Origin of the sequence: Fulvitalea axinellae (genome assembly GCF_036492835.1) — a bacterium.
Classification (GTDB): domain Bacteria; phylum Bacteroidota; class Bacteroidia; order Cytophagales; family Cyclobacteriaceae; genus Fulvitalea; species Fulvitalea axinellae.
The window spans coordinates 170328-184654 of sequence record NZ_AP025316.1; the positions used below are offsets into that span (position 1 = coordinate 170328).

8 protein-coding genes are annotated in these 14327 nt (G+C 47.9%); 2 read left to right on the forward strand and 6 right to left on the reverse strand.

Annotated elements, in window-relative coordinates:
• Positions 1-89 precede the first annotated feature (89 nt).
• A complete protein-coding gene (locus AABK39_RS21430; RefSeq protein ID WP_338395286.1) occupies positions 90-1310 on the forward strand; it encodes a Pycsar system effector family protein in 1221 nt (406 codons plus the stop codon).
• 261 nt (positions 1311-1571) lie between these two features.
• Positions 1572-2780, forward strand: a complete 1209-nt coding sequence (locus tag AABK39_RS21435; RefSeq protein WP_338395287.1) for an adenylate/guanylate cyclase domain-containing protein — start codon at positions 1572-1574, stop codon at positions 2778-2780.
• 247 nt (positions 2781-3027) lie between these two features.
• Here the strand turns inward: AABK39_RS21435 and AABK39_RS21440 are convergent, their stop codons facing one another.
• From AABK39_RS21440 to AABK39_RS21465, 6 genes are all read right to left on the reverse strand, one after another.
• On the reverse strand, positions 3028-3531 hold the full coding sequence (locus AABK39_RS21440; protein WP_338395288.1) for a phage tail protein: 504 nt from the start codon (positions 3529-3531) through the stop codon (positions 3028-3030).
• Between the two features lie 271 nt (positions 3532-3802).
• On the reverse strand, positions 3803-6838 hold the full coding sequence (locus AABK39_RS21445; protein ID WP_338395289.1) for a CBM96 family carbohydrate-binding protein: 3036 nt from the start codon (positions 6836-6838) through the stop codon (positions 3803-3805).
• A 207-nt stretch (positions 6839-7045) separates the two neighbouring features.
• Positions 7046-8626, reverse strand: coding sequence for a SusD/RagB family nutrient-binding outer membrane lipoprotein (locus AABK39_RS21450; RefSeq protein WP_338395290.1), 1581 nt, complete (start codon positions 8624-8626; stop codon positions 7046-7048).
• An 11-nt stretch (positions 8627-8637) separates the two neighbouring features.
• A complete protein-coding gene (locus AABK39_RS21455; RefSeq protein WP_338395291.1) occupies positions 8638-12009 on the reverse strand; it encodes a SusC/RagA family TonB-linked outer membrane protein in 3372 nt (1123 codons plus the stop codon).
• A gap of 153 nt (positions 12010-12162) precedes the next feature.
• Entirely contained in the window at positions 12163-13296 is a 1134-nt protein-coding gene (locus AABK39_RS21460) for a FecR family protein (protein ID WP_338395292.1), read from the reverse strand.
• Between the two features lie 103 nt (positions 13297-13399).
• Entirely contained in the window at positions 13400-13936 is a 537-nt protein-coding gene (locus tag AABK39_RS21465) for an RNA polymerase sigma-70 factor (RefSeq protein WP_338395293.1), read from the reverse strand.
• Between the last annotated feature and the right edge of the window lie 391 nt (positions 13937-14327).

Below are 14327 nucleotides of genomic sequence, written 5' to 3' on the forward strand. Positions count from 1 at the left end.
TAGAGGATATTCGTGATTTTCGGCTTATTTTGTGTGCCGTTCCGGGGCGGTTTGCCGATTCGGAGCTTTGGCATACTCAGACAACGATTATGGAAGACAGCGGACAGCGATTGGTGAATAAAATCCGTGATTTTGTCACGGACAAATATGACGGGCCGGCAGCGCAGTGCTTTACGTACCATTGCCTTAACCACGTGAAGCTCGTGGTGGAATCGGTTGAGAAAATCGGGGAAGCCTGTGGATTATCCGAAAGAGAGATGGACGCGTTGCGCGTGGCTGCATGGGTTCACGATGTCGGATATATGGACGACCCGGAAGACCATGAGAACGCCAGCGCCGCCATTGCCACTGAGTTGCTTAAAGAGGAAGGCGCCGACCAGGAATTCATCGACTTGGTCCGCAGGCTGATTTTAGCCACCAAGGTTACGCATCCGCCCAAAGACTTGCTGGAGGAAATTATCAACGACGCTGATTTGGCCCATTTGGGACGCCCCTCCTTTCCGCAGGTTACGGAATTGCTCCGTAAGGAATTCAGTGGCCAACGCGGCAGGAAAGTGAAAAAGAGAGAGTGGCAAAATATCAATCTGAATTTCCTTCGCGATCACGAATTCTTTACCGATTACGCCAAAGAGCATTGGGACCCTGTAAAACAGGAAAATATCCGCACGCTGGAAAAGATTATTAAAGAGGGCGAAAAAGGTGGGGATAAAAAGAAAAAAAGCAAGAAAAAGAAAGCCAAAGAAAGCGTAGTCGCACAAGACCAGAAGCCAAACCGCGCCGTTGACGGGCTGTTCCGGATCATGGAACGAAACCATATCAATTTGAGTAATATCGCCGACGGGAAATCGAACATCATGATTTCGATCAACTCGCTGATTATCTCGTTGGTAGTGGGTGTTTTGTTCCGTAAACTGGAGGACTATCCAAACCTTCTGATACCATCAATCATTTTCGCAATAACGGGACTAGTATCGCTGATATTTGCCGTATTGGCCATTAGGCCTAACGTAGCGAAACCGGGAGCGGTAAAGCTGGAAGATGTGAAAGCCGGAAAGGTAAACCTGCTGTTCTTCGGAAATTTCTACAGCCTGAAGCTCCAAGACTATATGGAGGCGATGGAAAACCTTATACAAGACCACCGCGAGATTTACCGGAGCCTAACCAAAGACATCTACTACTTGGGCGTTGTGCTCAGCCTCAAATACAAATTCCTCAGACTCTCGTACACCTGCTTTATGTTCGGCCTTATCGTTACCGTGTTGGCCTTTATTATTGCGGTGGTGCTCTTCCCTGTCAAATATCCGTATTGACGTATTATATTCTGTCTTAATCCTTCCCCTTTTTCTTCGGACAAAGGGGATGTTCCGTCTTGCCATCTGATTAAAACCGCAACCAAAAAACAACATACTACCCCGCATAATTAATAATTAAACGAAAAATAAAATGTATCGATCTTTGATATAATAGTTTTGCGGATATTTATTATAAACATATTCCAGATATAGCCTTACGTTTGTAAAGTCAAGGCCATATTCCAAAAATGCGTGAATCACACGGAGAACCACCAGCACATGCCAAAAACCACTACAGATACGGCGGGAGAACGCCTAGAAATAATAGATAATAACAGTAGCTATTCACAACGGTACTTCCGGTTTTCCACCGTGCGCACCGTGGCCGACATAGTATTCTCTGTGCTAATCTGGACCATCGTGGCGCTGTTTTACTACTTTCTCAGGGGCGAATTGGCCGTGCCCGCCGAGGTCCGGGCCAGTTTCCCGATCCCCGAATACGGAACCCCGCTTTATATCAAAACGATATTCACGCATGCCATGCTTATGGGTTTTCTTTACGGCAGCAGTTTCGAACTGACCGAAAGGGCTACCCGAAAGCTGAATTTCTTTAGGAGGAAACCCTTTTCTTTTGTCTTGATTATGAAAATCATCATGATGGTTTTCATGTTCCTGTGCATGCTTCTGGTTACGGATCTCCTTATGATGGTCTTTTTCCCGGTCGGGGAGCTCAGTGACATCGCCAAGCTTTACGTTACGCTCTTCTTCACGAAATCCTTTTACACTTACCTGATCTATTTTTTCGTAGCGTCATGCATTATATTCTTGTTCCGAAAACTCCATGACCGACTCGGCCCTTGGACCTTATGGAACGTACTTTCCGGCCGCTACGCAAACCCTAAAGAGGAACGCAGGATTTTCATGTTCCTTGACCTGAAAAATTCCACACAGATGGCCGAACGTCTTGGCCACGTGAAATACAGCCGATTATTGCAGGACTGTTTCAGCGACATTACCGAAAGCGTATTCCTTTACGAAGCAGAAGTCTACCAATATGTCGGCGACGAAGTGGTGCTGACATGGCGGGCCGACAAAGGGCTTAAAGGATGTCGTCCGCTGGCCCTGTTTTTCGATTACAGAAAACGGCTCGAAGCCCGCACCGATTATTATATGGAACGCTACGGTGCCGTGCCCGAATTTAAAACAGGCCTGAACATAGGCCTTGTCACTGCCGTGGAAGTAGGTGTCATCAAACGCGAGTTGGCCTATCATGGCGAAGTGCTGAATGTCGCGGCCCGTTTGCGTAGTCTCTGCTCCGAAGCGGACCGGGACATCCTGATCTCAGAGGATTTGGCCGAATACATGGAAATTCCTCTCGACTTTCTGTTTAAGAAAAAGCTGAGGGGGAAAACGGGTACCATGGCCGTATACGCTCCTGATATCGACAAATGTCAGTGCGAAACGAAAACATCTGACAAAAAATCATAGCCTGTAACAGTCCTGTTGTCTTTTCGAAGAAGATTAGTGCCCCTTGGGCTCTAGAGTAATTCTTTAAATCAGGGAAGAACGATTGGGGGTAAAGATATGCGTACTGCTTTTTCCAAGACAACGAAGATCTGTACCCCCTCGGGAAATGATTGACCAATACGAATCGCCCATAATTCGGAACGTTTCATGATTCTCCGGAAATGGCACCTAGGTCAGTAAAGGTTAAAGGATTGCTGAAATAGAGTCTTTATCTCGCACAGATAATAAACATAACCCCACCGATCGGGTCAATCTTGGGTACCCGAAAACTGTTTTCACCTTCACCGTATTTGTTGCCAATAATCGAGAATAGTTCTTCCTTTTCCTCAACCTTGTACAGCGAGCCGTCACATTTTAACCAATGCCTAGGTATTTTGTCTCCGGCAAACATTCTCACTTCGCCTACCGTACCTTTCATATTAGGCCCCAAAGCGTTAAATTCTTCGGTAGTGCTTTCATCCAAAAGGCCTAATCTTGCGATAACCTCATCCACTGCCACTCTCTCTCCTTCAGGAGACAATTCTTGAACGATCCCGTCCACATGACTTTCTAGCTCCATGGTCGCTTTCTCCGTCTCAACCTCTGCCAAGATATCGTCAGCCTTGATAACATCGCCAACTTTGACGTGCCATTTCGTAATTATGCCGTACTCCATGGCATCAGACATTAGAGGCATTCGTATTAGCACTTCTCCCTCAACCTGTCTTTCCATGGGTTTAGAAGGCTTCTCCTCAGAGGATTTACCAAAAAGTTTGTCAAACATGCTTTTGATTTTTTTGCCTAACTCATTCTAAAAATAAATCAACAAGCCTAAATTAGGCTCTATCCTTTTAGATCCAAACTTATATCCGACATAGTTTTCTCCGCTCGGTTTTAACGCAAAAAAGAAAACCATCCCGAAACGAGACAGCCTTCTTGTATTATGGGGTGTGTTCTGCTTATTTTCAGTCGAAAATGTTTTAAAACTGAAGACTACTGATGGATTACCTTTTGACAAAGCGAAATGTCCTGGCGCCACTACCTTGAAATATTCGGATTACATAAATTCCCCTTCCAAAGCCTGAGATATCCACTGTATTTGTGTAGTCAGACAACTGTATCGTACGAATCCTTTGTCCCGCCTGCGAGTAGATTATGCCTTGGGCTTCCGCTTCGAAATCACCTTTGACGGTCAGTTTATCGCTTGCCGGGTTCGGGTAGATAGCTAACGACGTTTCCTGTTTCGTATTCAAATCTTCCGCTACGGTCGAGAGTGTTCGGGCAACGGTACCGCTTCCGGTTCTTATCACCAGAGTCGGAGCGTTTTCGGCCGTTCCGCCTTCCTTGCTTAAGAAGTTCAACCAGTTCCCGCTGCCTACATCATTGGAGCGAACAGATATACTTAAGGTTCCGTCACCGGCGCGCTCAATCTCGGCTTGGGCCGTTACGTCCCATTCCACAGTGCCGGCGTTACCGAGACTCGTAGCCAGAGACGCTCCCTTTGCCGGACGGTTATTCCAGTTAATGGTGTTTTCTAGCCAAGAATCGTCCCCGACAAACAAGGCCTCAAGGTTAGTGGAGCCTGCGGTTGAGCCTGTCGCTTGGGTTGCCATCTTCAGCTTGGCTTCTACGATTTGCCCTTGGGTGCTTGACAGGTCAAACTGCAAAAATATTTCCCGCTGATAACCTAGTCCATCTTTTTTAACAATAAGTCCGGTCCCTCCTCCATAATTGGTATTGGCGCTACCTCCATCCTGAACAAAAGAGTCTTTGGCAGCGGTAATATTCTGCTCTTCTCCAGCAGACAGGATCAACATCGGACGAAGCGAGGTATCAGTGGCCTCACGGCTATTGTAGCCTATCCAGCTTTCCGAACCGATCACGGTCGACTCAAACATAATCGACATCTTTCCGTCGCCTGTCCTTTGCGCTTCCGCAAAAGCGGTGACGTCCCATTCCGTGGCGGCCGGGCTTCCGGTTTTGGAATCCAGTTCTTGTCCCGTGGCGGGTTGGTTTGCCCAGGTCAGGCCAGATTCGCTCCAGGTATCGTCGGCTACGGCCATTGCCCGGATTTGTGTTTGCCCGATGGTGTTTCCGCTATTTACGGGCACCATTCTGAGTGTAGCTTTGGATATGGTTGAACTTACGCCCGAAAGGTCGAAACGAAGTAAAGCCTTTCTATTCCATCCCGTTCCGTCTTTTTTAACCGCCAGCCTTGTACTGGTTCCGTAATTGGTCGAAGCGCTTCCGCCGTCTCGGATAAAAGCGTCCGCCTCGGGAACAATTCCCGGCAAGTCCGCTACCTGAAACGTAACCGTGACCTCATCGGAATAGAAAGCCGCGTTGCCGAGGGCCTTCGCTTTTACGGTTACGGAGCCTTGTCCATTAAGTGTCAGTTGGTTGCCGGACAATGTGGCCGGCCCATCGACTAACTCATATTCAATGGTTGTCCCCGACGCATCGGATGTCGCGTTGAGCGTAATCGGTGAAGAGGAAAGCTCTTGGTCAGAAATAGAGAAACTTAGTTTCTGTACGGACTTTCCGCCTATGATATTTTCCAGATAACGATAACGGTCCGATTCGGTCCATATTCCGTCGCCGCTTCCCGCACCTCTAAAGCCCGCAATCCGTGGATAAACGCCGTTGGCTCCGCTATCGCCTTCATAAAAAGTCGAGCTGAAATGGACCTTGCCTGATTTATCAATCCAAACTCTATGATACAAAATCATATAAGCCGCATTGGTATTGTATGGCGCTGGCGGAGCCAATAATTGACGTCCGTAGCCGGATGGCCAGTTAGTGCTGGAAGCGGGCAAACTTTTGTAATAAAGCCCCCGCTGAATTCCCAACGACGAGGCCCGCTGACGATAAGCCACATGCATGTTTCCGCTGTTGTCGATTACCGCCGTCTCGTAGCTAAAATCCTGGGCTCCCGTCGGGGTTACGGTTCCGTTGTAGGTCCATTCGCTGGTATTCGTCAGATCAAAAGCCGGATCGGTGACGGCGTGAACGCTACGGTAATATCTGTCGGAGTGGACGTGGTCTCCGGATATATAGCGCAAGCGGTTTGAAGTGTCTAAAATCAACTCGCCCTGCGAATGGCCGTCAATCGCGTCAAAGGGGAACTGAAGGGCCAGGAACTTTTCTTTGATAACGGGTGTCCCCGTAGAGTTAACCGGGCGGGTAATTTCCACAACATAACCTTGATTGGCGTTTCGGGTGTCGTTTTTTCCCTGATAGAAATTATTGGCCACTTTATCCTTGTCGAATCTAGTATAGGCCAGATAAGTCTTGTCGCCGATAGTGGCCATTACGCCGTTGCCTCCGGAATGTACGGTGGCGGCGCCAGCGGTTTCCGACAGGGTAAATGTGTTGAGGCTGATCGTACCGTCAGAATTGCGGTAAGGAATCGCCACGTCAATAACCGTGAGGCCTCCGACCGTCCAAGGGTACTTTTTCCAAGGGTCCCAGCCCAGATCAGCGAATGATTGGCCACCCCTGTTCAGGATTACGGCCGGTGTCTCGCCGTTTTTGAGGTTATGCCCCGTAAATTCCTCTACATGGGCTAGGTAATATCCGTTTAGCGGAATCACCTGAAAGTTTTCGCTATCAAGATCGTCAAGATAAAGCAGCGACCAGATTGTGCTTCCGTTTACCTTGTAATTCAAAGTTAGATAGAGGTGATTATCGGATGTGATACAAAGCCTCGGGTTAGCGTGCCCTATAGAAGGTGGCTCGGCTGTCGTCACTGTCGCTCCGGGGTGTTGGGCGCTAAGTTCGTCGAGATAATTGATGTTCTTCCAAAGGCCGTCGCGCAAGGTGCGGATATAACCGAACTCTTTGTTGGCGTTGAACCCGTAGGGGCGGTTCTGGCTGTCCCAAGCCAAGGCCGAAAAGTGGTAGAAATCGTGCCTTGAATAGACATTCGCCTCATTGCCGTTGGCTGGCATCTGAAACGGCGCTTGGTCTTGTGCGAAAGCTTGGCCCAATAGGGAAACCATCAGCACCATTAACAGTAATGGGGTAATTCTCTTTTTCATTGAATTTGGGTTTATGATTAATCCCCCATAACATCCAAGGAAGATGGAGGAGTGTGATACTATAGCGTTATTCCCTCCTCTCATTTCCGCACTGGGTATTTTGATTGGTATTTGGTCTTAGGTATTTGGTCTTAGGTAATCAGCGTCATACCTTTTACCCTATACCTGATACCTAAGACTCAATACCATATTTATCATCCAACTAAATTACGGGCGTTTGTCCCACCACAGCTTTGTGCTTCCCTTGTCGCCGGCGCCCATTTCCGGAAGGGCCAAGGCAGCGTTTAGGGCTCCGGTATTGAAATCGTATTCTGAAGAGGTGTAAGGGATTCTTCTTACGATTTGATCGGCGGGAACATCAGGATTCATGGAATAGATTCTCGGATAGAGTTTCGGATACCCCGTACGGCGAAGCTCCGCCCAAGCCTCCCAACTGTCGGGAAAGAGGGCCAGCCATTTTTGGGTCATGATCTGCTCCAGCTGGCGTGTTTTTTCAGCTCCGACCATAAAGGCGACAGGAATATCGGAAAGCGGAGCCGAAGCGTGACGGTCGCCGGGAGCGACAGGCTTCGCGGTGCTCTTCAGGTATTCGGAGATCTGGTCTTCGCCGATCTCCCATTCGAGCAGAGACGCCCTAACGCCATTGTTGTACAATTCCTCTACGGAACCTCCCATGGCCCAGCCTTCCAAAGCGCCCTCGGCTCTCAGAAGGTAAGCCTCCGCGGTACGCATTACCTGAATCGGGTTGGTATCCGGGCCGTTCGGCAACCACCTAGGGCCGATTGTAGAGCAAAGGTCGCCGAAATTGATATTGGTTTTGTCGGCTTCGGTCTCTCCGTTGCGCAGGCCTTCGTAAGGTAATCCGTCGCCGTCGGAATCACCCAATACGGCCGGTGCGAAATAGATCGGAAGACGGGGATCGTCATAGCCTTTGAGCACGCTCTCCATTGAGGAGCTCATTCGGAACTCTTTTCCCCAAAGCGTAATCAAATTGTATGGATTCTTTCTGGTTTTCGAGGTGGCTATCAAAGCATTGTCCCGAATATCCTCCATTACGCCGTCTGACACGGCCTTTTCGGCTTGTTCTTTGGCCAAAGCCGGCTCAACGTACTTGACTCGCAAGGCCATACGCAGTCGCAAAGTATTGGCGAAAGTTCTCCACCGGTCCACGTTTCCGGCGAAAATCTTGTCTTTGGCCCCTACCAAGCTGGTGGTTCCCGCATGCTGTTTCAATACGCTTGTGGCTTGGTCCAAGACCTGAAAAATATCCTTGTAGATGTCCTCTTGGCTATCATAACTCACCGAAAGCTCTCCGTTTCCGTACGATTTGTAGATAATCGGCCCGAACCAGTCCGTCATTCTCAGAAAAGAATACGAGCGCCATATTTCGCCTATAGCCTGCTCTACGGGGCGTTCCTGCTCTTTCGACTTGTCGACAAAGAGCTTTATCTGCGGGGCGCATTCCTCATAAAAAGATCTCCAGACGCCATCGAGCCAGCGGTCATTGAAATTGTGATTATCCGAAGGGAAATAGGTGGCCGATGTGGCGAAATACTGTGAGTATAAGTCCGAATGCAGGGAACTTCCCAGCTGAAACGGAACTGGCTGTCCAAAGTGGGCGCCATACTCGGCTCCCGCCAAAATAAAACCCAGATTGGATGGATCTACTTTATCGGCGGAGATTGTTTTGGGATTGGTGTTCAGCTCTCCGAAATCGTCCGTACAGGAAAAAGTAAGCGAAGACAGAAGTGCGAAAACACACAAGAGCCCAGTATATCTATTATTCATAGTCAGTGGATTTAAAAGCTGATGTTAAGGTTAAAGCCGTAGCTTCTGGATGTCGGCGGGGCGAACGAGGAGAAGCCGTCTCCGGTATTGTCTTGGTTTACCTGAACTTCGGGATCCAGATCGCCTGCTTTGTTGGAGATGAAGAAAAGGTTACGCCCGACCAACGATACGTTCACGGATTCGAACGGAGTCTTTTTCAGGATTTTGCTGGGAAGCCTGTAGCCGAAAACCAGCTCGCGGAGCCTAATATTGGAGGCGTCTCGGATAAAGGCCTCTCCTACCGGAGCCGTCCAGTTACCCATCGTTTTCCAGAAGCTTTGCGCGTTTGTCTGAATCGTATTCGGCGATCCGTCCTCGGTTACGGCCGAGTATCCGCCAAAAACATTCTCGCCGAAAACAAGGCCGCCTTCACGACCGGCCAAGGTCTCTTCCGTCAGACCTTCCTGAGCGAGAACGGCGCTGGTGTAGGACACAACGTCTCCGCCCTGTCGGATATCGATGAGAAAGCTTAAGTTGAAATTCTTATACTTGAAATTGTTGTAAATGCCTCCTGTCCAATCCGGATTAAAGTTGGCAACCCTAACCGATTTTCCTTCCGTAATAAGTGGAATACCGTTTTGGCCTACGATAACGTTACCGTTTTTGTCGCGTTTGAATCCCTTGCCATATACGCTTCCGAAGGGTTCGCCCACATCCAATCGGGCGTTGGTCATATAGTTGTCGGCGGAGCCAATGGCTATGGACTGGAATCCTTCGGCCAATTCAACCACCTCACTGTCGTTGGTGGCATAGTTCAGCCGAATATCCCAAGTGAAATCGCCTTTGATCGGCGTAGCGCTCAGCATCATTTCCACGCCACGGTTTTCGATATCGGCACCGTTCAAGAACTTGAAGCTTGCGCCTGAGCCCACAGGCAAGGAGGTGGAGAAGAGCTGGTCAAAAGAATTGGTCTTGTACCAAGTGAAATCAAACCCGATCCTGTTCTCGAAAAGTCGCATATCGAAGCCCAATTCCGTGGAGCGGGTGGTTTCAGGAAGAAGATCGCTTACGGGCAAGACATTGTCGAGCTGCATTACGCCACCCGGCTGCAGACTAAGCGTACGTTGCGAGCGGTATGGGCTTGTATCGTTTCCCACTTCGGCCCAAGAGCCTCTGAACTTCAGGAAAGATAGGAAATCAGGCAACTTGGGAAGCAGGTCGCTGGCTACCACGGTCAGGCCTACGGAAGGGTAAAAGAACGAATTATTGCCCTCGGGAAGCGTTGAGCTCCAGTCGTTTCGGGCCGTAAGGTCAAGGAATACGGCGTTCTTGTAACCGATTTGGGCGAATCCGTAAAGCGACTGCACTTCTTTCTCAGCGAAAACCTCACTTCCTATCAGGTTCTTAGCGTTTGAGATAGCGAATACATTGGCCGCGTTCAGTTGCGTGTTGGCTGTCCGTACGCCCTTGTATTTGTCCACGCTAAGGTTTCCGCCAAAGTTGGCGTTGACAGACCAGTCATTAAAATCCTTGTTGAAATTCATCAAAAAGTCTGTATTCCACTGGCTTTCAACTCTATTATCCGTCATAAAATCACCTTCAGGAGCACGAATATAGGTGTCGTTATAGAGTTTATCCTCGCGTTGGTCGGAAGTTCTGTCGAGAGACGAACGAGCCATAAGACTCAAATAATCCGTAATCTGGTATTTGGCGGATACAAAACCGAGTACCCGCTCGCGCAAGGTGTTATTGAGCACGCGGTTGGTCACCCAATACGGATTTTCGCTACCGTTGTGTCCGGGTTTCCAAAAGTTCTGGCGACGTTCGCCCGTTTCGTCAAAATACTCGAACTGCTCGGCATCCTGGGTTCTGATATTTCTAGGAAAACGCAAAGCCTGACGTATCGGGTTTAGAGGTGTGCCCCCACCCAAATACAGCTGATTGTCCAGAATCTGACGGATATAGTTCAGCTTGCTTTCCACGGTCACTTTCCCAAGCCTTTGCGTCATACGGAGGTTGAGGTTATGCCCTTCCAATTCATTATTGGGCACCGTCCCCGCCGCGTCGGTAAATGTATAAGAGAAATAGGAATCTGTGACTTCGCCCGATGAGGCCACGCCTACATTGGTGGCGAAATTATGTCCCGTTTGGAAGAAATCCGTTACGTTGTCCGGCTGGGCCACATACCTGTATTCGCTGGGCGCTCCGGGTGCCAAAGACCAATGCGGAACGGTCGAGCCGTCGAACTTGGCTCCCCAAGAATCGGCCGCGTGGGCGTTGTACACACCGTCGAAGCCTTGGCCGTACTCGTTTTGGTAATCCATCAATACGTTGGCCTCTTCCATGGTATAGGTGGTGTTGAGCGTTACCTTGTACTTTTTGCCACCGCTGTTGCCCGACTTGGTTGTGATCACGATAGCGCCGTTGGCCGCGCGGCTACCGTACAAAGCGGCCGCGTTGGCGCCTTTCAGTACGTTATAAGATTCGATATCGTCCGGGCTGATATTGCTGATATCGCCGTTGAGAATCATGCCGTCCACGATATAGATCGGCTGGCTGCTGCCCGATATCGACCTGTTTCCGCGCAAAATCACTTTGGATGCGCTACCGACGCCCGTTCCGCCACGCGAGACGGTAAGTCCGGCTACTTTTCCGCTCAATGTATTCAATACGTTGGCGCTTCTGGCCTTGCGCATATCTTCGGCCTGAACCTGTTGGGCCGCGTAGGTAACGGCCTTTTTCTCCCTTTTCAGACCAAAAGCGGTCACCACCACTTCGTCTAGCTCCTTAACATTAGCGCTTAAAGCGACATCGATTACAGTCCGGCTTCCTACCGCTATTTCTTGATCGATATAGCCCACATAACTAAAAATCAGGATTTCGCCTTCGTTTACCTCAAGTTCGTATCGTCCTGAAATATCCGTATTCGCACCACGTGTAGTGTTTTTCACGCGGACGGTTACTCCCGGAATTCCTTCGCCGTCTTCAGCATCGCTTACCGTACCTCGCAGTTTGTATTTACTCTGGCCGGAAGCTTTATCGTCAGTGACATTCTTTAGGAAAATCACCACTTGTTTTTTAATGATCTTAAAATCGTATTTCGTCCCTTTCAGTATTTGTTTTAGGTTCTGTTCCAGACCAACCCCTTGCTTAACCAACGGAACCATTGTCTTAAGATCAACTTCATTTTCTTTGAAAAAGAAAGAATATCCAGTCTGTTTTTTCAGGATATCGACCGCTAAACGAAGGGATTGTTCCTGCCGTTTTTCCGGTTCCTTATTCTTAAAATCAGGAGCGGAAGCCCAAACCCCGGTCTGAATGGAAAGCAATAAAATAAAGGCATACACCCACGCTTTCCGGAAAAAGTGGCTACAACGGAGTAGCCTTTCTAAAAAGAAACGCATAAATTTACGATTAAGATTATAAAATAAACTGGTAGGGGGGCTTGGCTGCAATCTAGTCCCCCTACTATTTTTTTGGCAATAGGAACCCCGCTCCATACACCGAAAACCAGTATGGATTCATACTTTTACGACTACGGGGTTGATACCTAAGCGCTATTTTTCGATATACACGTAGTTTGTGTTTTTCTCATATTTCAGATCGGAATTGAAAAGAAAAAGCTCCATTACCATATCAATCCCGTCGTTTTCTGTGAAGCTTCCCGTAAACCGGTCCTTTCTGCTCAGGCTTTCACTTCCCACAAAAGTTACGTCAAACCAGCGTTCCAACCTTGGCCTTAGTTCCTCGAAACTTTTGTTCTTGAATATGAGCCTGTTGTTCTTCCAGCCTACATATTCATCCACATACACTTTTCTTCGTTTCAGCTTTCCTCCCGAAACTAATACGCCCTGTTCCGAAGGTTTTAAAACGGTCTTTCCGTTTTCGGATTCCAAAGACACTGACCCTTCCACCAAAGTAATATGGCGCCTTTCGCCAGGATAGCCTTTTACCCCGAACTCCGTCCCCAATACACGGACCTTCATCCCCTTCGTATTCACGAAAAACGGTGAACCTTTTTTCGTCACTTTGAAATAAGCCTGGCCTTTGACTGAAACATTACGGCTTTTGTTTTTGAAACGGGATGGAAAACGCAACTCTGTCCCTGCGTTAAGCCAGACCTTCGATCCGTCGGCCAAGGCTACCGACATTCGTTTTCCTCTGGGATTTCGCAAAAGTCTCATTTCCCTTTCACCTATTATGGCCTTTGACAAATCCAGAAAACGTTTTTCCTTATCATAATAAACCCCTTCTCCCAATTTGGCGGTCATCTCATCTGTCGAAATATTATCCAGGTCCAAAGCTTCACCACCGGCGAAAAGAACCGTAGCCCTGTCTTTCAATTCGACAACAACCAGTTCCTTATCCTTTGAAGGAACCAGATAAGGCGCCGAGAAAATACCTACAATAAAAACGATACACGCCGCTACGCTACCTGCCATAACCATTTGCCAGACACGCCTTTTCTCGGCCGATATCCGTCGAAAAACTTGTGCCTTTGCCGTCTCTTTAGAGAATCGATGCTCCTCAACCGGAACCTCCCGCCAGATTTCCATCAATTCTTCGGTGTCCTGGCGGAGCTTTTCCCGGTCGGGTACACGCCCCTTCTCCATGGCTTCCCGCTCAAGGGCTTGTTCCAGCCAAGTAGCCATTTCGTTTTCACTATTTCCTTTTTCCGATTCCATTTTCATATATAAGTCAAGGCGTTTTCGTCAACTACGTACTCGTTTTAGAAAAAAATTAAAAAAATATTTCCGTCCGCATATCCATATCAATCCGAAGGTAAATCTTAGTTTAAACCACAGCTTCTTTAGCCAAAGCTTTCCTTAAACTTTTTAGGGATTTGTACAAGTGGGTTTCGACCGTGCGAACAGACAGGCCCATATAGTCGGCAATTTCCTGATTAGACATTCCAGAATATTTACTCAGGCAAAAAACTTCTCGGCGTTGCAAAGGCAGCTTCTCTACCGCCTTTCGGATTTGCTCAAGGCGCGAGTCTTTTTCATCTTCATTATCGGATTCCTCCTGAACCATTTCCAAAAAACTATCACCGGGAAAAAATTCATGTTTCTTGTTCAGCACATTGACCGCTCTATAAAATGCGGCTCGAAAAAGATAGGGCTTCAAAGACGTGCGTATATCCAAAGCGGGTTTGTTCCACAGTTCCACAAAAAGATCTTGTACGATGTCTTCGGCGGTGTCGCCAGATTTTACGATTTGGCTAACGTAACGACACAAATCCTCATAAAATTCGTCAAAAAGTTCCTCATACGCTTTTCTTTTATTCCTTTTCTGAATAAGAAGAAACCTGTTCGAATTAATAAAAAACATCAGTCAGATCACGTTGCGGGGTTCCGCCACACAAAATCCATCTGCACACGCCAAAAAGCGTAAACCCAAGGTTTTACATAAAACTCGCCTACCCTTACATAACACGAATCAAAAATCCCCGGCTCACACGTTCATGAATCTCCAAAAAGAGCCATAAAACATGCTACAACCTTTAAATATGAATCAAAAACTTACTATTTATCGTTTTGACAAGCAACAAAAATGATCAAATAAACAAAATAAAATAAGTAAAACGACATAAAAACGTCTAACCAGCCTTCTCATAATCCATAACTCAGCATATTGACTTAATTAGTCATTAATAGAATAAAGATAAAGAATAATCCGCCAAAGTAAGTGATTGAAAGGATCTTGACAGGGAACTTTTTCC

Bases quoted from the DNA above. Each gene is read 5' to 3' on its own strand.
- AABK39_RS21430 (WP_338395286.1), top strand. From the start codon at position 90: ATGGAAGACAGCGGACAGCGATTGGTGAATAAAATCCGTGATTTTGTC.
- AABK39_RS21455 (WP_338395291.1), bottom strand. From the start codon at position 12,009: ATGCGTTTCTTTTTAGAAAGGCTACTCCGTTGTAGCCACTTTTTCCGG.
- AABK39_RS21445 (WP_338395289.1), bottom strand. From the start codon at position 6,838: ATGAAAAAGAGAATTACCCCATTACTGTTAATGGTGCTGATGGTTTCC.
- AABK39_RS21440 (WP_338395288.1), bottom strand. From the start codon at position 3,531: ATGGAAAGACAGGTTGAGGGAGAAGTGCTAATACGAATGCCTCTAATG.
- AABK39_RS21450 (WP_338395290.1), bottom strand. From the start codon at position 8,626: ATGAATAATAGATATACTGGGCTCTTGTGTGTTTTCGCACTTCTGTCT.
- AABK39_RS21465 (WP_338395293.1), bottom strand. From the start codon at position 13,936: ATGTTTTTTATTAATTCGAACAGGTTTCTTCTTATTCAGAAAAGGAAT.
- AABK39_RS21460 (WP_338395292.1), bottom strand. From the start codon at position 13,296: ATGAAAATGGAATCGGAAAAAGGAAATAGTGAAAACGAAATGGCTACT.
- AABK39_RS21435 (WP_338395287.1), top strand. From the start codon at position 1,572: ATGCCAAAAACCACTACAGATACGGCGGGAGAACGCCTAGAAATAATA.